The organism is Streptococcus nasisuis (assembly GCF_040836615.1).
Classification (GTDB): domain Bacteria; phylum Bacillota; class Bacilli; order Lactobacillales; family Streptococcaceae; genus Streptococcus; species Streptococcus suis_V.
This window is the reverse complement of the sequence record NZ_CP162268.1, coordinates 993,374-1,009,013: the sequence shown is the minus strand read 5'-3', so window position 1 is coordinate 1,009,013 and position 15,640 is coordinate 993,374. Positions and strand designations below refer to the sequence as shown.

Below are 15,640 nucleotides of genomic sequence, written 5' to 3'. Positions count from 1 at the left end.
TTTTTCGTACAAGAAAAGCACCCGATTTCTCGAATGCCCAATATTTGATACTACCATTCTATCACATCAAAAATGCCAAATGCGACATTTCGCGACAAGATGACAAAAAATTATACAAAAGATACCTTCAACTCTTTGCCCAAAGCCTTGGCAATTTTACTCAAAGTGTCAATACTCGTATTCGCACCTTTCTCAATCCTAGCTATCGTCGATTGAGGAACATGAGCCAACTCAGCCAGCTCACGCTGACTATAACCAGCAGCTTCCCGAGTAAGCAAAAGTTGAACCGCTTGCTCAGTCTGTGCTCTCGCCTGAATAAACTCAGTTTTAAATTCCTCGTCTTTTAACTGCTCAGCCAAATAATCATCAAATGCAATAGTTGTCATGTCATTCACCTCTTTTTTCAAATTCAAGTTTCATAGCCTTGGCATGCTCTATCTGTCCCTTTGGTGTCTTTTGTGTTTTCTTTGTAAATCCATGAGTAATCACATACCGATTATCAACCACATGGAAATACAAGGCTCTCTGGATATTACTAGAAACCTTTGAACGAATTTCAAAAATCTCCTTATCTAACTTCTTCACCCACTCCATTCTCTGAGCGACCAGTAAACCATGTTCCTGAACATGCTGGATAATATCCAATAACTTCGCCCTATCCTTCACAGGCAAACTTTGTAAAAACTCAATAAACTCCACCTGCCCATTCGGACGCTCATAAAACTCAAATTTAGGTTTTTCCATAAACTAATGATAGCAAATATTGTTCACTATGTCAATCAAAAATCCCAATCACTCACCATCTCAAGGAAATCCAAAGCCGTCCCCTCCTCGATACGATCACGCTTATAGAGAGCAGCCAACAAGGCATGGAAACCATCCGTCTTCCTCCGAACCTGCTCCTTCTTATCATAGCGAATATTCCCAGACTTATCCTTCCGGACAAAGGTATTATCCGTGTACCAGAGCATCATATTATCCTGACCAAAGACAAACCGCTCATTCTCAAAGTTATCCTCGATAATAGGCGACATCTTAGCCTGAATCGCCCCAGGATTCCGCAGAAACTCAAACTCAAAGCCCGCCTCCTCCAGCAACAACTTCAAATAGTCCATCTTATGACTATCCGCACAGACCACCTCAATCTGATACCCCTCATTCCGCCACTCCACCAGCTTATTCACAATCAAGCTGGCAGAAATACTTGGTTCATCCACAATTGTCACCAAGCCCATCTGCGCCCACTCATTCAGCGGTGCCTTGATATTAAACTTCCTGATAATCTCTCGACGAGCAAAAGAATGCTGCTTCCACACATACTCATCCCCAATCTTGAAAAGCAAACCAACAGAAGCAAAGTCACGAATACCCGCAAAGTCAAAACCAGCCACACAAGACCGACCGACCAAACTCTCACCAGGCTCCCGCAACGTCGCCAGTAACTTCTCACGACTAGTTACATCCTTCTCCAAATCCATCTCAGGGAAGTTCATGTGCTTGTTCATGAAATTCTTCCGAGAACTCGGATTCTCAGCCAGATCATAATAATCATTGACCCGCTTATTAAACAAACGAGTAGCCCGACGATTCATCGGCTTAGCAAAGACAGGATTTGCCTTCTCCCACTTATCGAAGTCATCTACCTCATCCGCTCGGTCAAGCTTACAAATAAAAGGGAAAATCCTCTCTAGACTCTCCCCCTTCAAAAATGCCACACACTTAGTAAACAACTTGTCATAATACCCATCACGGACAAAACCATTTGTAGAAATAAAAAACTCCCGAGGAAAATCCACCTTACCAAGACCACCAGAAAATACATTTACAATCGCCTCATCCACCATCTCATGAATTTCATCATAGATAACAGCACCCTCACGACCACCATCCTTAGTCTTGGCGTTGGAAGTCGCAAACTTAAAGGTACTCTTAGTCTTCTTGTCAACAATCTTTGCCTTGCCGTTAGTAAAGAACTTCTGCATGACCGGCTTCTCATCAATCTTGTAATGAGCCTCAAGGAAACTTCGCTGTGCCTGCTCCTCCGAGTTCGCCACAATTGTCACATCATACAAAGGAACACCATGTAAAGGACTAATTAAAAAATTCGCCAAAGTGGTGATAAAACCATTCTTACCACCACCGCGACCCATTGTCACAAAGAACTTTTCAAAAACCAACTCCCCGCTGTCCTTGAAGAAACAAAAAACAAACGGTGCTAAAAACTTTTCCCACTCATCAAGTTGAAAATAATACTTTTCCGAAAAAGTCACATAATCCTCAATCAGCTTCTCATCAAAATAAATATCGTCCCTAACCAGCAAGTCAGTTTTCAGGTAATTGTACAGCAGCTTTCGCTCCTCGTTGAATAAAATCTCCCCACGTTCATACCGACCAAGATAGTCATCAATAAACTTATGACTAACCATCTAACAGCCCATCGCTTCCAGTATCCTTGATGGGAGAGTTGTCAACGTGGAAACTGAATGATTTTTCAATGGCCAATAATTGTGCAGAAATTTTAAGCTGGGCACCAACTGCAGGGTTCTCCTTGAAGAATGTCTGAGAAGCATTTCGTGTTTCAACAATCAGCCCCTCCGTGTCAATCGATTTTTGAAGCTCATAATATTTTCTGGTCAGATTGATGTAGCGATGTACTTTTTCAAGTTCCACTGCATCTTTTTTCTTTGGACTGAATTGGGCTACCTTAGAAAGTAGCTGTTTTTCTAATTCTTGGATAGTTTTTTCCATTTTACCCCCCTCTAGTACGTATTTTAGTCATATTTCTTGCGAGTTGCCCCTCCCCACCGGTCTCCATTTCCATTTTTTTAGTGGTTTTTATTTGGTGGGGGGTATGCCGAACCATTCATCTTCTCTGAAGGTTCTCTCTTTCTTCGGTTTTCGTTTTTTAAATTCGAAGCGTTCGTGCCGTTGATTGTGATGATAATTACATAATGTTCTTAAGTTATCGATATCCAAAGCCAGCTCAGGATAATGTTCCAACTCCATGATATGGTCAACTTCTAAATCATCAGTAGATACTTTCCCTTCCTCTGCACACCAAAGACATTCATGGTGATCACGTTCCAAGACTTCGAGTCTCAATCTCTTCCATGCTGTCGAATGATAAAATGCTCTTCTGCTTTCTCTTGAAGTTGTATCAATCATTTTTAAAATCCTTCTAATTCTGGTTTTACAGTTTCATTTTGTTTAGTTACTTCACTTTCTGAACTAGACCAATTTGTTTTTTAGTTCATTGTTTTACATAAAGTATTGAACTCGCTAAGTAGCCGTAAAGCATTGTGGCTCTAGGCAGTTCATCACATACAGAATTTCAGTTCCGCCTACCCTTAAAATGATGAACTAAAATAAAACAAAAAATTAAAAACCCTCATACTTGGTCATTGCCTTGTCTTGAGAGTCTTGATTTTTCCCGATATACCTGTAAGTTATGCTTTGACTAGAATGGTTCAGCATTCCCATCACAATTGCCACATCTCTTGTCTGATCGTATAGCATCATACCAAATGTCTTGCGTAGTGAATGAGTTGCAATATTTTCCAGACCTAACCTGTCTGCTGCTGTTTTCGTGATTTTATAAACTGTGTTCGGTTGGATATGTTTTTGACGTTTCTTAGTTTTACCTAAGCCCTTGCCTTCTCGACTTGGAAATAAGTAATCATCTGGCTTCATGCCCTCAATATAAACCTTCAAACGTTCCTTGAGAGTTCCAGCCATTTTTCGCTTGGTAAACTTCCCTGTCTTCTGGTCCTGAAATGCGATATGCCAGCCCAGAATATGTTTCCTTTGTAGCTTGACAATATCCCCAACACGAAAGCCAGCATTGACGCCGATGGATATAATCAATGCATTCCTCATGCGTGTACGCTCTGACACAGCACTTTCATTTTCCATGTACTCAATTAAGTCGATGACATCCTGTCTGTTTCTGATAGGCTCTACAGTTGCCACAGATTATCCCTCCTTCCAACGAAAATAGCACTGTCTTGCTAACAGTGCCAAATCTTGTACAATACCATACTATCACAATAGAAATGCCAAATCGGTCATAATGCGACAAGTTTCTCTAATTTTTGAACAGCATTTTCCTTAATACGTTGTAATTGCCTTACGCTCCAATTCAATTCTTTACTAATGTCTTTCCATGGATAATTGTTTAGATAATGCAATCGAACGACATTTCTCTCCATACTATCTTCCAGTTTATTGATAGCCTGGGTTAGCACTTGACGTTCTTGATAGAGTGCTTCAATCTCCTTGTTAATTTTTGCAATATCATCAATAATCTGTGCATTTAAGTCTTCTATAGCATTTCCGAGCTTTTGCCCTTTTGGCATCGTTGAATACTGTGGACTTTTTAAAGCCTTTGAACGCAAAGAAACAATTTCCTGCCGTTTAGACATAATCTCTACGTCAATCGTCTTTAAATTCTTAAGCCTTTTAATCATTTCTTTCATCTCTTGCCTGCTTTCTGTGATATAATAGTTTTAGAATTTGTATTCACAAAAAGTCAGTATTGGGGTGCTGGCTTTTTTATTTCCACACAACAACCGGATTTTCAATTTTCACTTTCCACGAAGTCTTGTTCAGCGGGTCTAACTGACAGAAAGTCGGTCTGCGCTTTTGTGATTTTGGTTTATGTCGGTCCTTTAATTCATAGTACATGCGATTGATTTCCGCTACATATTTCAATTTTGGTTCCACCCCATCCATCCAAGCTCTAACGGTCTTGCCACACCCAACACCTATTAACTGCGCTAGCCTGTCATACGATAATCCGAGTCGATGTCTGACGTAACTGACTTTCTCGATGATATCTATGCCGTCATCTTTGATTTGGTTCTTAGTGTCTTCGTATAACTTCTGCAATTTATGCATAACTTCGGTCGGTGCAGAGTTAGAATACTCCCATTTAATTATCGTTGTCACCGAATACCCAATTATTGTGCTAAGCTCTTTCTGGGTCATACCAAGTTTTAACCGCAGGTCTTTCAACGAACCCTCAGCGTACGGTTCTGATCCAGGTTTCGGTGCGTGTTTATTAAAACTATGCCGTTTAATCATAACTCCTCCAACGCTACCCAACGGAATTGTGGGTATTTCTTCGCTTCTTCTTGGGTGCATTTGTAAGCAGAAAGTTCAACATCAAGCAACCCACTCGATTCCATTATTGCAAATCTTCCTAATACCACTATTAGAAATGTGTATCCCCAATGCTTCGGCTCTGGCACATTGACCAGTAGCACGCCTAGTTTTTCGTTAGTCATTGGTTGCCTCCTTAAATTGAAAATCAATAAGTCTAATGTGAGCAGGATTTATTACAGTGTTGCCAATGATAACCGCATGTCCGTTGTTCAATTGAGAAATCACTTTTTCTCGGATTTTTATTGCTTCATCATCAGATTTTACTGTACATACAGTTTTTGAACAATCTGTACAAACTGTTATTTTACACATATTCTACCCCTCCCTAAAATCTGGATGTTCTAATAACTCAGGATTTTCAAAAACGTTCCCAACCCCTTCATAGACATTGCTGATGTAATAACAAACAGGTTCGAACATGCCGTGGTGTAGCTTTACTGGTAAAAGCTCGCCTGAGTGCATTCTAACCACATCCCCCTCAAAAATCTCCTTGCCGTTTTTATCAAACAGACCTGTGGATTGCATGAGAGTAACTTGATTTAATCCATATACGCTATCACCTAGATATTCTCCATCTCCTTTATCGTAAACAGGTATTGTTACGGTTTCATCGACAAAATCAATCGACCCAACCTCACCTATAATTTTGTTTTTAAAAGCAACTCTAAACCTCGGTATCATTTTCTGCCTCCTGCTTCTCAGCTCTCACTACCCAAACTCTACCACCGCAAATCTTTTTCACTAGCCTATTTTTGAGAACCTCCTTCATTTCGTTAGTAGATAAGCTACGTTTTTCCGACCTCATCACTTCACCTCCTTCGCAAACCCTGCGTTCCACGCCCACTCAAAATCCTGTTTGATTTCAGATTCGGTGAGTTGATTATCTGGGTCATTTTTCCATTTATAGTTGGGGACCTCATCCAAAAAGATATCACTTCCAATAAATACCTTTCCATTTTCTTTATACAAGAATGTGACAGCATCTGAGCGATTTGGGTCAGGTATCTCCACCGTGTACAACTTCTCCTGCTCAATCTCAAAGCCGTCCAGCCAGGCACGAGCGAAAAGGTCTTGGTTCTCATAAATCCATTCTTCCACGCCTGTTTCTGCATTGTTTACCCTCGTGTATCTCATAGCATTATCTAAATCTAGGTTACTTTGTTTGCAGTGTTCAATCCACGTTGCCACAAACTTCGGCACCACAACCTTCTGCGGTTCGTCGATTTGGGAGATTAGCTCGATTGCTTTATCCGCAAAAACCGCATGAACAAATATTCCTGGACCATAAGGAACTTGGAATTGTTCGCGTTTCATTCTCCTAATCACTTCCTGTTTATTCATCTGTTTCCTCCAATTTTTTAAGTGTATTTTCCAATCTGATTCGCAAAAAGAATGCCTTGGTCAATTCAGGTGACAACCGCTCATGCTTTCTCTTGTGGAAAAGCTTCAGTTCTTCCGTTGTCACTTCAAAAAGATTATCCGTCTTCACGTTTTGCCAATTCCCGTCCAAGTGAATAAAAGCCATTAAAATAATCCTTGCTCACGTAACGCTACATACTCTTTAAGCGTAGGCTGTAGTTCTTCTGGTTCGATTTGAAATTCCTTTATCCAGGCACCACTTTGACTGATGTGTAAGTCTTTTTTGACCTCGATAAATGCCATTGGCAATAATAGAATAATTGGGTCATTTAATTGTTCTCCCTCTGCACGTTCCAGGAATGCACAGATAAAATCTTGTTCTCCACGAGCCCCTACACTCCAATGCGACTTTCTGGTTCTATAGCGCTTGTCTATATGTAACGAGCTATATTTGACATCGACCGTCACATCTTTCAGGATAAAGTCATAGACAGGATTGTTTTTTTGAAAATAGCGATTAGCATCTACTGCATCAGGTACCAAAGTCTGAAACAATTCCTCTGCCTGACCACCTAATTTTGCACCCTTTGAGCCATAGCGGATTTTATCCTGTATCTTCAAACAACCACTTTTTAGCAACTTCAAATGAGCTACATGAATCGGTAAACCAGATTGTTTTACTGCTGTATGGAAATCGCCACATTCCATATAAATATCTACAATGTCAGCCATTTACTCCTCCGCCTAATAACATTTTCGGAGGTATTACCTCCTTACTCGTGACCTCCGATAAGGTCTCAACCACTCGCAAAGCCAAGGCCTGAGTTTTCAGAATTTCATCTGTCAAATGCACCATAGCCTTGCTACGAGTGACTTCTAATTCCAATTCTTCTGGCGATAAATCGTCAAAACTTAACTTTTCCAGCTGCGCAACAAGTAGATTATTCACATCTTCGATTGTGTTTTTGACCATCTGTTTCCTCCAAAAAATCAAATATAGTCATCTGTTCCTCGGCTACCTTATTGCCAAATCCTTCGAGGTTTTCATTCATATCTTGGATGATGTAGTCGATAAAGTGTTGACGTTTTCGCGTAGACTTGTTTCTGTAACTACGATAGCTGTACTTTTTCCCATCAATCTCCAATCGATAAGCAAAGGTGTACCGCTCAATCGCTTCTTGCTTATTCATTGTTTCCGTCCTTTCAAATAATCAGGCATCTCCTGCCCGATTTCAATTTCTTCATACTGTTCCCTGGTGACCAGGAACTTACCATATGGCTTGACCTCGACATAGTAATGACCGTCAATCACATCCTTAGCCGTGACCTGGCCAAACATCTCCGTGCCTGCGTTGTCTACCTGGTAGATGATTACTGGCTCACGGGATTCCAGGGCGTCAATCTTGCTTCGCATGCTATGCACTTCAATCAATGATACAATCAACGCAAAGCTTAGTGCTCCCACTATTAATCCTTCTTTTCGCATTTCTCCTCCAAATCCTCAATAAGCCAACCTAAATTCTGCTGAGCTTTCTTCAGGTCCTCGACACCATTTTTCCATTGGAATCGCAAGATGTATTTCACTGTGTTAAAGAAGTACGCAGCTTGCATACCACGCAAATTGCCGATAAAATTTCTGACGACATCAATTACTTCTAAACCATATTTACCTTGGTAGTGTTTGGGTTTGGTTACGTTATCATAAATTTCTGGTTTCATCCCCTCGCATTCTCCCTTCTAGGTTTTGGCAGGTACAGATCATAAATCCGCCGCCGAATTGCTCCTTTACTCCTACCGAATTCAGCCACCAGCTCATTGTAAGAATACCGATTGGCAAGACAAACAGCCAACCTCTTATCCTCTGCCGCGGTCCACTTTCGATAGCGTTCTTTTAGACTTTTCTGATCATCGAACCAAGCAGGCTCAGGCAAGAAGACGTACCGTGGAAACCTATCCCAATCAATGTACTTCTTATTCTGCTCTGCCCATTTCCAAAAATCTTCAATTTTAAACTTCATTTCCTTGCCCCGCTTTCTAGCAGGGAAGCCCTTAGCCCGAATCCAGTTACGAACCTTTGCAGGTTTCACACCTGTCCACTCGCAAAATTCCATCAAGCTGACAAAATCTTCTGTGCTCTGGATAGTCAAGTCCAATCGCTGCATCTTACAACGAACAGCAAACACCGACCGTTTCAACTTCTTAGCAATGTTCTTGAGTGGCATCCTATCGCAATGCTTTTCTAAATAGGCGACTTCATCCGCCGACCATCTACGTCCCATTGCTCAAAATCCTCCATACCTAGTCCGATGATATTCCTCGGCCATACGATCCAGCTCAGCTACAAAATCAGCACCAGGCAAAGCCATCAACCGAGCCTTTTCAGACATACGTAGTGTATCATTAGCTGCCTGCCACTCCTCCAGCATCTTCAATCTCAAAAATCCATCCATCAGCTCTCAACCTCCTTCACCAAAAAATAACAATCACAAGCACCATAATCCACCCGCTTCACTTCATCCGAACCACTTGTCCGAAAGACTGGACGTTGAATAGCCGAGTAAGAATAGATATGCCAGTAGATAGCCTGCTTGACATCTTCCTTGGTTTCGTAGACACCTATCGGAAAAATCCAGCCGCCATTCACAACAAAATCCAGCTTGTACATTCATTCCTCCTCAATCAAGTAAAAATTTCCATACTCTTTCAAGGCTCTTGAAACATGGATAGCAGCCGCACGACTAGCGAACCGCATAGCCTGACGCTCATTACCATAGAAAATATCAATTCCCGTACAGTTGACCCGTACCTCTCTGATGAAAGGTCTATCTTGCTTTGAACCATGTTTAAGTTTCACCATTTTCCATCGCCTCCAGCTCAGCATACAGATCAGCTAGCACAGCTTGACCTTCTTCAGTCTGCTCATTCTTGACTTCATCATTTGCCCAGTCTGGTATATTTGATTGTTTTGGTTTTGGGGCAATAGCAGAGCGACCATTTTTCTTTTGTTCAAAAGATAAATCATCTGCGATAACCTGTTCCATGGTCTGTATACCTTTCTTAGCCCAGTTTCTGAGAATGCCCTGCAAGTAATGGAAATTTGCATTGTTATTCGATGTACGCTTGATAGCCTCAATCATAATTTCAATGCTTAGCCCATCTTCCTTGTGGAATTTTTCCAAATCCTCGTACTGGAATGGTGTTGGAGTGTGACCACGAAACGCCTTCTGAAATGCAGAAATTAAGTCCGTCATATCAGTATCATAATCATTACTATATTCAGTCTTACTCTTTTCAGTCTTACTAGTCTTAAGATTTTTGTCATCTAGAATTAAAGAATTTTTACTTCTGCATTTAAAATTTTTAACTTCTTGACTAAAAGGATTTGGTCCCATTAGATAGATTCGATTGGACAAAGTAAGCCCTTGACGAACCTCTTTCAGTAACCCAATACTAGTCAACTCCTTCTTAGCCTTAATAACTGTTGGGATGGAGCAACTCAGCCCTTCCTTGCCAGCCAATTTCTCGTTGGAATAATAGACAAAAACCTGCCCATCATCATCCATCCACTCATTTTTCAACGACAAACTCAGACGATTGAAAAGAAACATATAGACAGTCTTGGCCTGCAATGATAGTTCACAATATGGCTCAGCAAACAACCATTTGGGCATCTGGAAATATTGAAACTTCTCGACCTCTTTCTTAAAAAACGGCACATTATTCATCTCTCTCCTCCCACATCTCAGCATTTACACCTTTATTAAACAAGTCCTGCTGATAAATTCTAGCCTTCTGCCAAGTATCAAGCGACCGTTTTTGGTAAAATCTATAACCACGCTTAGTCTTGGTTTTCTTTGCCACAACCCAAACCATAGCTAGACCTCACGATCTGCCAATAGCTCGTCCTGGCACTGGTTGACGTTCTCCAAGAAGTCAATCCGTCTGCGTAGCTCATCAATCAGCCTAGCCTGACCAACGCATTCCTGATTTTTTAGTAATGCCAACTTCTTGTATTCCCTGGCTGTGTGCCTAGCGTTGGTCAATTCATGTTCCAGCTCATATTGGCTTTCAGGAATGTAGTCATCTTCCTCAACACTAAAAAATTTTTTCATCATATCCCAAAATTTCATATCATCCTCCGTAATATCTGTGGATTTGCAAGTAGCGCAAATTCCGTTCTGGTTGCTTTTCTTCAATCACAGGCTCCTTGACCTTTATTTCAATCTCAATAGGCTTTCGGATCAGCCAGATTAAGATTATGGTCAAAATAGCAATGACTGCCAAACCTTGTTCAACTGTCAACATCAACTCTTCTGTCATAAAATCACCCATTAAAACTAAATGTCTCTTTACTACGACCGTACTTCACACGGTCACGATATTGCATAAATGCGATAAATGCTTTGTAGCAAGTGCTTCGACCTCTATGTTTGGAAATAAATTTCCGTCCAACAGGGTCTTTCTGCATCTCACGTAAAATGTATTGCGTTTGGTCTTTGGACTTGCCAGAATATTTAGATAAATTCTCATCGTTCATCCAGCCGTCTGTAATCGGAACTTCAACGACTTTAGTAATCACTGCTTCCATTGTCTTTTTTCCTTTCCTGTGTTATAATTTAAGTGTATATTTAAGTAAGGGCCTGATTGCCGTCAGGCTTTTTGTGTTGTATTCCAGTAGGCTTCCAAGTTAACCGACAAGATTGCTGCTAGGTTTTTCTTCTCTGTTTCAATTTGTCGCCTATACGGAGCCAACCCGTCCAATCTTTCCTGTTCTGACTTCGGCAGGTAATATCCATTTGGCTTGGTCTTCTTTGCTACTATCGGATGATTAAAATTAACCCGCAAGCTTTCAACCACTTCTTCCAAGCTGCGCTTTGAAATGCTGAATATTAGCCGTAGTTCACTGGCTTGGATTGGCAAGTCATAGCTAGCATTATTTTTGATAGCATTGAGAACTTTGATTTCCAAGTCATTCATTTCCCTAGATACTGTCATGCTGCTTCCTTTCTAATTTTGTCGGTTTTCCTAAAACTTGAATCAGACGGAAGTTACACTCCTGTAATAGATTGAGCCTTGATTTCAATCTTAGTCCCAGAGAAAGTAATTTCCGAATTCTTGGTTTTAAGCACTAAACGCTCTACAAGACTAGAATCACAAAGCAGCCTTGTCTTCAATTTTGGGTCTACCGTTAACTTGGTAGGTCCTTTTTGCATATACGGATACCGTTTTGGTCTCATGTCGTTCTCCTTTCTACTCCTCTTCAAAACTTTCCCAGCTCTCAGAAATTCTGAGTTTCTTGTTTACTTTCAATTTGAGGTCATCACTTCCATGACCCTCTTTTAGTAAACGAGTGACCATAGCAGGTGAAACACCAAGCACAATCGCAAAATCCGACTGCGACCAACCACGTTCATGTAGTCGCTTTTTAACCAAATCAATCCATTTTTGATGTTGTTGGCTCATATTTTCCCTTTCTATTTTTGGTATAATTGACTTGAAATCTTTAAGGAAAGGAGGACAAGTCATGAAACAATTTATTCTCGATTGTATTGGTGACCGTGATGATTTTACAATCACAATCACTTTCTCAAACGGGGACAAGATTGATTTTTTCCAAGTCTATGACGACTGCTCTGAAACTGCTAATGCCATAGACCTTGTTGAAGTCGGAACAGATTTCCGTCATCTAGTCAATCTTGACTACGTTGTTCACGTTCGACTGAACGTTTGATTTCTTGACACCTAATCCTTGTGACTAGGTGTTTTTTGTAGATAAGCCCTGCGCTTGATTGCGATTTCTAAACATTTGATAAGACCCCCTGGCTGATCAATGTCTAGGACCAAAATCTTTTTCAAGCTTGAAATAGCTTCTTCATAGGTTTCTGACGAAAGCAAAATCTCATCAACCATATTCTCAAAATGTCTTTCAATGATTTCTTTCATCACTTTCTCCTTTCCTTTCCACAAAATAAAAAACGCTCCTATCCAACTGATAGAAACGTGGTATAATATTTAATGGCACTTACTATACGCCTTAGAAAGGGAGGTATAGAAAATGTTGCTAACAATTCTCATCATCCTTGCAACTGCTATCATCGACAGCATTGTCGGCTGGATAGTTCATCGGCTGCTAGACCGATTAGTTGACAAAGATAACTAGTGCCTTCTAGCACAGAAAAAAGCCCCTAAGTCTGGCAGGACCTAGGGGCTTTCTGTTGGCACAATGTGCTAACAATTCTCATTTCTCCTATATCTTACCACGTTTCTATTCACTTGTCAAAGAACTTAGTTAAAAAGTTAGTAAATCTCTTGACATAATTTAGCTTATGGTTTAAAATCAAACCATAAGGAAAAACGCTTGATAAAACCCAGTTCAATCAATACAATCTGCTCGCCAAAGCTTTTATTTTTTGAATTAGTTTTAACTCGTGTACTTACTAACTCTTTAACTTTACAAAAACTATTTTAAACTAACGGCTAAAATATGTCAAGTATTTTTCGCCTGAAATTTAAATATTTTTTGTCAATCTCTTAGAAAGGTTGATAATATAATGTTTCCGACATTTGAAAGAATCAAGCTTTTGGCTAAAAAACAAGGATTATCTCTTAATCAATTAGAAGAAAAGCTTGGTTTAGGAAGAAATACTTTATATGGTTTAAAAAATAAAAAACCAAACGCTGAGCGTATTGCAGAGATTGCTGACTATTTTAATGTTAGTACAGACTACCTGCTTGGACGGACAGACAACCCACGGATTGCCAGTGATGAAACAGCGATCATTGACGGTCAAGTTGTGGACTTGAGGGAAGCAGCTGCCCATACCATGCTCTTTGACGGAAGGCCACTTGATGAAGATGATATAGACTTTATCACAGCAGTCTTGTCTGCACATTTTAAAAATAAACAGAAGGACTAATTGCCTATGAAACTAGACCAACTCTGTAAAGAGTTTGGGGTGGAATTGTGCCTGTTCGATGCCAGCGACTGGCATAGTTCGGGATTTTACAATCCAATAACCAAGGTCTTAGGGGTTGATGTGAATTTGTCTGAGCAAGAACAAAAGCAGGTCGCCCTACATGAGTTACAGCATAAAAATCACTTTCCATACCAGTATCAGCTTTTTAGAGAAAAGTGTGAACTCGACGCAAATAGGAATATGATCCATCATCTTTTGAAAGAAGAATTAGAAATTGCCGAAGACCACACTCAATTCAATTACCTGGTCTTTATGGAAAAGTACAAACTAAAGACCATAGCTGATGAGGCTATGATCAAGGAAGAGTACTATAATTTAGTAAGTGGATATTAGATAAAAATAAAAGGAGTTTACTATGAAAAGAATAATAACAGGAACAATTACTCTATTATCTGTTGTAACACTTGTAGCGTGTTCACAATCAAATAAAGAGACTACTACATCAACCAGTAAAGCACAAACAACACAATCAGAGACAACCACAGAAGTCAAGGTTGATAATAGCCAATACGACAGCGTTGTAGCTGAAATCAAGTCAGCTTTGGATCCAAATAATACTGGAGAGGTCACAGTTGAAATTGAAAATAATGTTATTGATTCCGAATACCCAGACGGACATAGCATTATCCAAGTTTTGCTGACAGGTGAGTCGCAAAAATCAGCCAAGGAGGCACTTGATGCAGTTTATTCAAATACCGCAACAACAGAACAAAGCAATGCTATCACATTGCTTCGTATGACTATCTCCGAACTGGCTAAAAAATTACCAGATGACACCACTGTGATAAATTTTGGATATGAAATCTCTGCTGATCAGTATGACTTGATTGCAAAATCATCAAAAACTCAAGACATCATTCCAGTTGGTGAATTGATTGTAGAATAAAAAAGCCCTACGCTCAAATTTTGGTAGAGGAGAGCGTAAGGCGAATTAAGTATAGTAAAAACCTGCTTTGCAGTAGGTCTCTTTACTATACCCATTTTAACATAGAAACGAGGTGAATGCAATGTGGATAGAAGAATTGCCGAGCGGAAAGTACAAGTACACCGAACGCTACAAAGACCCTTTGACAAACAAATGGCGCAAAACATCCATCACTCTTGAAAAGAACAGTCCACAAGCTCGCAAGCAAGCTCAGGCGATTTTAACAGAGAAAATACAATCTTTATCCTCTGCTACCTCTGACTATTCTGAAATGACTTATAGCCAACTAAAAGAGGAATACCTAGCTCAATGGTTGCCGAAGGTCAAAGACAATACCAAGCGCAATAATCTAATTTTTGACAAGCATCTGTCTGCATTTCTGCCAGATGATACCAAGATAGCAAATATCACAAAGCGAATTGTCCGACAACTCATTACCAAATTATCAGAAAAACACAATTATCCCGTTGTTTACAAATGCAGAAAACGACTTGCTGCGATACTCTCCTATGCGGTAGACATGGAATACCTAACTACTAACCCGACCAAGAACGTACTTGTTCCAAAACCTGTCAAAGAGTATTCAGATGAAACGATTGAATTTTTGAATAAGTCAGAAATATTGGCTTTATTTAAGCAAATGGAGGATGCAGAAGATTTCCAGACACTAGCTATCTGTCGCTTTATGTTCGCAACTGGTGTCCGATACGGTGAGCTTGCGGCACTCACAGTAGATAAGATAAACTGGACAGACCAAGTAATTACAATCAATGCTACTTTTGATTTTAATACAGGCAAACGAACAACCACAAAAACCGAAACATCGACTAGAATTATCTCTGTCAGCCAGAACATCCTAGAAATCGTGAAGCAAGAAATCACAGAAAATGCAAGGGCTGGAATAGAAACAGATTACATTTTTGTAGGAAGAAACGGCAAGCCTGTCTTTAACTCTGAAATCAATAGGCGACTGAAAAAATATAACCCAAATATCACCACTCACATCTTCAGGCACTCCCATATCTCATATCTAAGCGAGAAAATGGTCCCAATCAAAGCTGTTATGGATCGCGTAGGGCATTCAGACCCTCAAACCACCCTCAAAATATACTCACACACTACTCACGACATGATAGACTACATCAACAAGAGTACAGCTGAACTCTTTTAGTTTGCCCCTTTTGTGCCCCTTGGTCACATTTTAGATAAAACAAAA

At 40.1% G+C, this 15,640-nt stretch carries 35 protein-coding genes; 5 read left to right on the top strand and 30 right to left on the bottom strand.

Annotated features, from left to right (window positions below; genetic code table 11):
* Nucleotides 1-110: 110 nt before the first annotated feature.
* The 29 genes from AB1F57_RS05195 to AB1F57_RS05055 all read right to left on the bottom strand — a co-directional run bounded on the left by AB1F57_RS05195 (nucleotide 111) and on the right by AB1F57_RS05055 (nucleotide 11,985).
* Entirely contained in the window at nucleotides 111-386 is a 276-nt protein-coding gene (locus tag AB1F57_RS05195) for a helix-turn-helix transcriptional regulator (RefSeq protein WP_172043531.1), read from the bottom strand.
* Between the two features lies 1 nt (nucleotide 387).
* The gene (locus tag AB1F57_RS05190; RefSeq protein WP_367986210.1) at nucleotides 388-744 is read right to left on the bottom strand and encodes a type II toxin-antitoxin system RelE/ParE family toxin; all 357 of its coding nucleotides are present in this window, start codon (nucleotides 742-744) and stop codon (nucleotides 388-390) included.
* A 35-nt stretch (nucleotides 745-779) separates the two neighbouring features.
* A complete protein-coding gene (locus tag AB1F57_RS05185; RefSeq protein WP_367986208.1) occupies nucleotides 780-2,426 on the bottom strand; it encodes a terminase TerL endonuclease subunit in 1,647 nt (548 codons plus the stop codon).
* A complete protein-coding gene (locus AB1F57_RS05180; RefSeq protein WP_318824131.1) occupies nucleotides 2,419-2,748 on the bottom strand; it encodes a P27 family phage terminase small subunit in 330 nt (109 codons plus the stop codon). Before AB1F57_RS05180 ends, AB1F57_RS05185 begins: the two co-directional genes overlap by 8 nt.
* A gap of 87 nt (nucleotides 2,749-2,835) precedes the next feature.
* Complete coding sequence (locus AB1F57_RS05175; protein ID WP_367986207.1) at nucleotides 2,836-3,165, bottom strand: HNH endonuclease; 330 nt, start codon at nucleotides 3,163-3,165, stop codon at nucleotides 2,836-2,838.
* Nucleotides 3,166-3,378: 213 nt separating this feature from the next.
* Complete coding sequence (locus tag AB1F57_RS05170) at nucleotides 3,379-3,969, bottom strand: tyrosine-type recombinase/integrase (protein WP_367986206.1); 591 nt, start codon at nucleotides 3,967-3,969, stop codon at nucleotides 3,379-3,381.
* A gap of 95 nt (nucleotides 3,970-4,064) precedes the next feature.
* Complete coding sequence (locus AB1F57_RS05165) at nucleotides 4,065-4,475, bottom strand: DUF1492 domain-containing protein (RefSeq protein WP_367986205.1); 411 nt, start codon at nucleotides 4,473-4,475, stop codon at nucleotides 4,065-4,067.
* A gap of 76 nt (nucleotides 4,476-4,551) precedes the next feature.
* Nucleotides 4,552-5,082: a helix-turn-helix transcriptional regulator gene (locus AB1F57_RS05160; RefSeq protein ID WP_367986204.1), complete on the bottom strand. Its 531-nt coding sequence runs from the start codon at nucleotides 5,080-5,082 to the stop codon at nucleotides 4,552-4,554.
* Nucleotides 5,079-5,285 (bottom strand): hypothetical protein, encoded by a 207-nt coding sequence (locus AB1F57_RS05155; RefSeq protein ID WP_367986203.1) that lies wholly within the window; start codon nucleotides 5,283-5,285, stop codon nucleotides 5,079-5,081. Before AB1F57_RS05155 ends, AB1F57_RS05160 begins: the two co-directional genes overlap by 4 nt.
* Nucleotides 5,278-5,475, bottom strand: coding sequence for a hypothetical protein (locus AB1F57_RS05150; RefSeq protein WP_167786250.1), 198 nt, complete (start codon nucleotides 5,473-5,475; stop codon nucleotides 5,278-5,280). Before AB1F57_RS05150 ends, AB1F57_RS05155 begins: the two co-directional genes overlap by 8 nt.
* A gap of 3 nt (nucleotides 5,476-5,478) precedes the next feature.
* A complete protein-coding gene (locus tag AB1F57_RS05145; protein ID WP_367986202.1) occupies nucleotides 5,479-5,844 on the bottom strand; it encodes a YopX family protein in 366 nt (121 codons plus the stop codon).
* A gap of 123 nt (nucleotides 5,845-5,967) precedes the next feature.
* Entirely contained in the window at nucleotides 5,968-6,504 is a 537-nt protein-coding gene (locus AB1F57_RS05140) for a DUF1642 domain-containing protein (RefSeq protein WP_367986201.1), read from the bottom strand.
* Nucleotides 6,497-6,688, bottom strand: a complete 192-nt coding sequence (locus tag AB1F57_RS05135) for a hypothetical protein (protein WP_367986200.1) — start codon at nucleotides 6,686-6,688, stop codon at nucleotides 6,497-6,499. The genes AB1F57_RS05140 and AB1F57_RS05135 overlap by 8 nt, the downstream gene beginning before the upstream one ends.
* Entirely contained in the window at nucleotides 6,688-7,254 is a 567-nt protein-coding gene (locus tag AB1F57_RS05130) for a hypothetical protein (protein ID WP_367986199.1), read from the bottom strand. Before AB1F57_RS05130 ends, AB1F57_RS05135 begins: the two co-directional genes overlap by 1 nt.
* On the bottom strand, nucleotides 7,247-7,495 hold the full coding sequence (locus AB1F57_RS05125) for a hypothetical protein (RefSeq protein ID WP_367986198.1): 249 nt from the start codon (nucleotides 7,493-7,495) through the stop codon (nucleotides 7,247-7,249). Before AB1F57_RS05125 ends, AB1F57_RS05130 begins: the two co-directional genes overlap by 8 nt.
* The gene (locus AB1F57_RS05120; protein ID WP_367986197.1) at nucleotides 7,464-7,712 is read right to left on the bottom strand and encodes a hypothetical protein; all 249 of its coding nucleotides are present in this window, start codon (nucleotides 7,710-7,712) and stop codon (nucleotides 7,464-7,466) included. The genes AB1F57_RS05125 and AB1F57_RS05120 overlap by 32 nt, the downstream gene beginning before the upstream one ends.
* Nucleotides 7,709-8,008: a DUF1372 family protein gene (locus AB1F57_RS05115; protein WP_367986196.1), complete on the bottom strand. Its 300-nt coding sequence runs from the start codon at nucleotides 8,006-8,008 to the stop codon at nucleotides 7,709-7,711. The genes AB1F57_RS05120 and AB1F57_RS05115 overlap by 4 nt, the downstream gene beginning before the upstream one ends.
* On the bottom strand, nucleotides 7,990-8,241 hold the full coding sequence (locus AB1F57_RS05110; protein ID WP_367986195.1) for a DUF3310 domain-containing protein: 252 nt from the start codon (nucleotides 8,239-8,241) through the stop codon (nucleotides 7,990-7,992). Before AB1F57_RS05110 ends, AB1F57_RS05115 begins: the two co-directional genes overlap by 19 nt.
* Nucleotides 8,238-8,801: a helix-turn-helix domain-containing protein gene (locus AB1F57_RS05105; RefSeq protein WP_367986194.1), complete on the bottom strand. Its 564-nt coding sequence runs from the start codon at nucleotides 8,799-8,801 to the stop codon at nucleotides 8,238-8,240. The genes AB1F57_RS05110 and AB1F57_RS05105 overlap by 4 nt, the downstream gene beginning before the upstream one ends.
* Before the next feature lie 3 nt (nucleotides 8,802-8,804).
* Entirely contained in the window at nucleotides 8,805-8,972 is a 168-nt protein-coding gene (locus AB1F57_RS05100) for a hypothetical protein (protein ID WP_367986193.1), read from the bottom strand.
* The gene (locus AB1F57_RS05095) at nucleotides 8,972-9,187 is read right to left on the bottom strand and encodes a hypothetical protein (RefSeq protein ID WP_024399038.1); all 216 of its coding nucleotides are present in this window, start codon (nucleotides 9,185-9,187) and stop codon (nucleotides 8,972-8,974) included. Before AB1F57_RS05095 ends, AB1F57_RS05100 begins: the two co-directional genes overlap by 1 nt.
* The gene (locus AB1F57_RS05090) at nucleotides 9,188-9,379 is read right to left on the bottom strand and encodes a hypothetical protein (protein WP_367986192.1); all 192 of its coding nucleotides are present in this window, start codon (nucleotides 9,377-9,379) and stop codon (nucleotides 9,188-9,190) included.
* Complete coding sequence (locus tag AB1F57_RS05085; protein ID WP_367986191.1) at nucleotides 9,366-10,247, bottom strand: replication initiator protein A; 882 nt, start codon at nucleotides 10,245-10,247, stop codon at nucleotides 9,366-9,368. Before AB1F57_RS05085 ends, AB1F57_RS05090 begins: the two co-directional genes overlap by 14 nt.
* Nucleotides 10,240-10,395: a hypothetical protein gene (locus AB1F57_RS05080; protein WP_367986189.1), complete on the bottom strand. Its 156-nt coding sequence runs from the start codon at nucleotides 10,393-10,395 to the stop codon at nucleotides 10,240-10,242. The genes AB1F57_RS05085 and AB1F57_RS05080 overlap by 8 nt, the downstream gene beginning before the upstream one ends.
* A 2-nt stretch (nucleotides 10,396-10,397) precedes the next feature.
* The gene (locus AB1F57_RS05075; RefSeq protein WP_367986188.1) at nucleotides 10,398-10,652 is read right to left on the bottom strand and encodes a hypothetical protein; all 255 of its coding nucleotides are present in this window, start codon (nucleotides 10,650-10,652) and stop codon (nucleotides 10,398-10,400) included.
* A gap of 1 nt (nucleotide 10,653) precedes the next feature.
* On the bottom strand, nucleotides 10,654-10,842 hold the full coding sequence (locus AB1F57_RS05070) for a hypothetical protein (protein WP_367986187.1): 189 nt from the start codon (nucleotides 10,840-10,842) through the stop codon (nucleotides 10,654-10,656).
* A gap of 4 nt (nucleotides 10,843-10,846) precedes the next feature.
* A complete protein-coding gene (locus AB1F57_RS05065) occupies nucleotides 10,847-11,110 on the bottom strand; it encodes a hypothetical protein (protein WP_172045093.1) in 264 nt (87 codons plus the stop codon).
* Between the two features lie 62 nt (nucleotides 11,111-11,172).
* Nucleotides 11,173-11,517, bottom strand: coding sequence for a hypothetical protein (locus AB1F57_RS05060; RefSeq protein ID WP_367986186.1), 345 nt, complete (start codon nucleotides 11,515-11,517; stop codon nucleotides 11,173-11,175).
* 255 nt (nucleotides 11,518-11,772) lie between these two features.
* Nucleotides 11,773-11,985, bottom strand: coding sequence for a hypothetical protein (locus AB1F57_RS05055; protein ID WP_024381154.1), 213 nt, complete (start codon nucleotides 11,983-11,985; stop codon nucleotides 11,773-11,775).
* Nucleotides 11,986-12,046: 61 nt separating this feature from the next.
* Between AB1F57_RS05055 and AB1F57_RS05050 the strand changes: the two genes are divergently transcribed.
* Nucleotides 12,047-12,253, top strand: a complete 207-nt coding sequence (locus AB1F57_RS05050; protein ID WP_024404519.1) for a hypothetical protein — start codon at nucleotides 12,047-12,049, stop codon at nucleotides 12,251-12,253.
* 11 nt (nucleotides 12,254-12,264) lie between these two features.
* On the opposite strand, the gene AB1F57_RS05045 is transcribed toward AB1F57_RS05050, so the two are convergent.
* On the bottom strand, nucleotides 12,265-12,465 hold the full coding sequence (locus tag AB1F57_RS05045; protein ID WP_367986184.1) for a hypothetical protein: 201 nt from the start codon (nucleotides 12,463-12,465) through the stop codon (nucleotides 12,265-12,267).
* A gap of 608 nt (nucleotides 12,466-13,073) precedes the next feature.
* Here AB1F57_RS05045 and AB1F57_RS05040 point away from each other — a divergent pair.
* The 4 genes from AB1F57_RS05040 (at nucleotide 13,074) to AB1F57_RS05025 (ending at nucleotide 15,595) form a co-directional block, all read left to right on the top strand.
* Nucleotides 13,074-13,439, top strand: coding sequence for a helix-turn-helix domain-containing protein (locus AB1F57_RS05040; RefSeq protein ID WP_155971656.1), 366 nt, complete (start codon nucleotides 13,074-13,076; stop codon nucleotides 13,437-13,439).
* A 6-nt stretch (nucleotides 13,440-13,445) separates the two neighbouring features.
* Nucleotides 13,446-13,832 carry an ImmA/IrrE family metallo-endopeptidase gene (locus AB1F57_RS05035; protein ID WP_367986183.1) on the top strand — a complete coding sequence of 129 codons (387 nt, stop codon included), beginning with the start codon at nucleotides 13,446-13,448 and terminating at the stop codon, nucleotides 13,830-13,832.
* Between the two features lie 22 nt (nucleotides 13,833-13,854).
* Nucleotides 13,855-14,385 carry a hypothetical protein gene (locus tag AB1F57_RS05030; RefSeq protein ID WP_367986182.1) on the top strand — a complete coding sequence of 177 codons (531 nt, stop codon included), beginning with the start codon at nucleotides 13,855-13,857 and terminating at the stop codon, nucleotides 14,383-14,385.
* A 121-nt stretch (nucleotides 14,386-14,506) separates the two neighbouring features.
* Nucleotides 14,507-15,595, top strand: a complete 1,089-nt coding sequence (locus tag AB1F57_RS05025) for a tyrosine-type recombinase/integrase (RefSeq protein WP_367986181.1) — start codon at nucleotides 14,507-14,509, stop codon at nucleotides 15,593-15,595.
* Nucleotides 15,596-15,640: the final 45 nt, after the last annotated feature.

Coding starts and splice junctions, on each gene's coding strand:
- AB1F57_RS05060 (WP_367986186.1), bottom strand. CDS start 11,517: ATGACAGTATCTAGGGAAATGAATGACTTGGAAATCAAAGTTCTCAAT.
- AB1F57_RS05075 (WP_367986188.1), bottom strand. CDS start 10,652: ATGAAATTTTGGGATATGATGAAAAAATTTTTTAGTGTTGAGGAAGAT.
- AB1F57_RS05095 (WP_024399038.1), bottom strand. CDS start 9,187: ATGTACAAGCTGGATTTTGTTGTGAATGGCGGCTGGATTTTTCCGATA.
- AB1F57_RS05185 (WP_367986208.1), bottom strand. CDS start 2,426: ATGGTTAGTCATAAGTTTATTGATGACTATCTTGGTCGGTATGAACGT.
- AB1F57_RS05125 (WP_367986198.1), bottom strand. CDS start 7,495: ATGGTCAAAAACACAATCGAAGATGTGAATAATCTACTTGTTGCGCAG.
- AB1F57_RS05100 (WP_367986193.1), bottom strand. CDS start 8,972: ATGGATGGATTTTTGAGATTGAAGATGCTGGAGGAGTGGCAGGCAGCT.
- AB1F57_RS05090 (WP_367986192.1), bottom strand. CDS start 9,379: ATGGTGAAACTTAAACATGGTTCAAAGCAAGATAGACCTTTCATCAGA.
- AB1F57_RS05145 (WP_367986202.1), bottom strand. CDS start 5,844: ATGATACCGAGGTTTAGAGTTGCTTTTAAAAACAAAATTATAGGTGAG.
- AB1F57_RS05130 (WP_367986199.1), bottom strand. CDS start 7,254: ATGGCTGACATTGTAGATATTTATATGGAATGTGGCGATTTCCATACA.
- AB1F57_RS05120 (WP_367986197.1), bottom strand. CDS start 7,712: ATGAATAAGCAAGAAGCGATTGAGCGGTACACCTTTGCTTATCGATTG.
- AB1F57_RS05135 (WP_367986200.1), bottom strand. CDS start 6,688: ATGGCTTTTATTCACTTGGACGGGAATTGGCAAAACGTGAAGACGGAT.
- AB1F57_RS05105 (WP_367986194.1), bottom strand. CDS start 8,801: ATGGGACGTAGATGGTCGGCGGATGAAGTCGCCTATTTAGAAAAGCAT.
- AB1F57_RS05140 (WP_367986201.1), bottom strand. CDS start 6,504: ATGAATAAACAGGAAGTGATTAGGAGAATGAAACGCGAACAATTCCAA.
- AB1F57_RS05055 (WP_024381154.1), bottom strand. CDS start 11,985: ATGAGCCAACAACATCAAAAATGGATTGATTTGGTTAAAAAGCGACTA.
- AB1F57_RS05190 (WP_367986210.1), bottom strand. CDS start 744: ATGGAAAAACCTAAATTTGAGTTTTATGAGCGTCCGAATGGGCAGGTG.
- AB1F57_RS05080 (WP_367986189.1), bottom strand. CDS start 10,395: ATGGTTTGGGTTGTGGCAAAGAAAACCAAGACTAAGCGTGGTTATAGA.
- AB1F57_RS05175 (WP_367986207.1), bottom strand. CDS start 3,165: ATGATTGATACAACTTCAAGAGAAAGCAGAAGAGCATTTTATCATTCG.
- AB1F57_RS05115 (WP_367986196.1), bottom strand. CDS start 8,008: ATGCGAAAAGAAGGATTAATAGTGGGAGCACTAAGCTTTGCGTTGATT.
- AB1F57_RS05110 (WP_367986195.1), bottom strand. CDS start 8,241: ATGAAACCAGAAATTTATGATAACGTAACCAAACCCAAACACTACCAA.
- AB1F57_RS05150 (WP_167786250.1), bottom strand. CDS start 5,475: ATGTGTAAAATAACAGTTTGTACAGATTGTTCAAAAACTGTATGTACA.
- AB1F57_RS05035 (WP_367986183.1), top strand. CDS start 13,446: ATGAAACTAGACCAACTCTGTAAAGAGTTTGGGGTGGAATTGTGCCTG.
- AB1F57_RS05050 (WP_024404519.1), top strand. CDS start 12,047: ATGAAACAATTTATTCTCGATTGTATTGGTGACCGTGATGATTTTACA.
- AB1F57_RS05040 (WP_155971656.1), top strand. CDS start 13,074: ATGTTTCCGACATTTGAAAGAATCAAGCTTTTGGCTAAAAAACAAGGA.
- AB1F57_RS05195 (WP_172043531.1), bottom strand. CDS start 386: ATGACAACTATTGCATTTGATGATTATTTGGCTGAGCAGTTAAAAGAC.
- AB1F57_RS05045 (WP_367986184.1), bottom strand. CDS start 12,465: ATGAAAGAAATCATTGAAAGACATTTTGAGAATATGGTTGATGAGATT.
- AB1F57_RS05065 (WP_172045093.1), bottom strand. CDS start 11,110: ATGGAAGCAGTGATTACTAAAGTCGTTGAAGTTCCGATTACAGACGGC.
- AB1F57_RS05085 (WP_367986191.1), bottom strand. CDS start 10,247: ATGAATAATGTGCCGTTTTTTAAGAAAGAGGTCGAGAAGTTTCAATAT.
- AB1F57_RS05180 (WP_318824131.1), bottom strand. CDS start 2,748: ATGGAAAAAACTATCCAAGAATTAGAAAAACAGCTACTTTCTAAGGTA.
- AB1F57_RS05025 (WP_367986181.1), top strand. CDS start 14,507: ATGTGGATAGAAGAATTGCCGAGCGGAAAGTACAAGTACACCGAACGC.
- AB1F57_RS05030 (WP_367986182.1), top strand. CDS start 13,855: ATGAAAAGAATAATAACAGGAACAATTACTCTATTATCTGTTGTAACA.
- AB1F57_RS05070 (WP_367986187.1), bottom strand. CDS start 10,842: ATGACAGAAGAGTTGATGTTGACAGTTGAACAAGGTTTGGCAGTCATT.
- AB1F57_RS05155 (WP_367986203.1), bottom strand. CDS start 5,285: ATGACTAACGAAAAACTAGGCGTGCTACTGGTCAATGTGCCAGAGCCG.
- AB1F57_RS05160 (WP_367986204.1), bottom strand. CDS start 5,082: ATGATTAAACGGCATAGTTTTAATAAACACGCACCGAAACCTGGATCA.
- AB1F57_RS05165 (WP_367986205.1), bottom strand. CDS start 4,475: ATGAAAGAAATGATTAAAAGGCTTAAGAATTTAAAGACGATTGACGTA.